Annotated in this window: 1 protein-coding gene; it reads right to left on the bottom strand. The window is 70.1% G+C overall.

All coding sequences use genetic code 11. The features are described from left to right. A partial coding sequence (locus A5713_RS06465) for a TIGR01777 family oxidoreductase (protein WP_156751773.1) occupies positions 1–581 on the bottom strand: 581 nt, incomplete at both ends.

Below are 581 nucleotides of genomic sequence, written 5' to 3' on the forward strand. Positions count from 1 at the left end.
GAACCGGGTGCGGCGCAACGGCATTCACCGGACCGGACAGCGCTGTGTCCCACAGTGCTCGGTGATACACGTCGACGAGGTCGTCGATCCCGATCCACGAGAGCCATTGCCGGCCGTCGCCCAGCCGGCCACCCAGCCCGGCGCTGAACAACGGGCGCATCAGCTTCAGCGTGCCGCCGCGCGGGGACTGCACGATGCCCGTGCGCACCGGCACCACCCGCACCCCGGCCTGTTCCGCGGGCGCGGTCGTCGCCTCCCAGTCGGCAACGACATCGGCGAGAAAGCCATCCCCGCGTTCGCTGTCCTCGGTGAGGACGTCGTCACCCCGGTCGTACCCGTAGTATCCGATCGCCGAAGCGGTGACCAGCACCGACGGCCGCCGCGGGGTGCGAGCCAGCGCCTCGGCGAGCCGGCGGGTCGGCCCAATCCTGCTGTCGCGGATCACTTTTCGATGCCTCTCGGTGAACCGGCCGGCGATCGATTCGCCGGCCAGGTGGATGACCGCGTCGACGTGTATCACCGAGCACTGTGGGACACAGCGCTGTCCGGTCCGGTGAATGCCGTTGCGCCGCACCCGGTTC

The organism is Mycobacterium sp. E2497 (assembly GCF_001668695.1).
Classification (GTDB): Bacteria; Actinomycetota; Actinomycetes; order Mycobacteriales; family Mycobacteriaceae; genus Mycobacterium.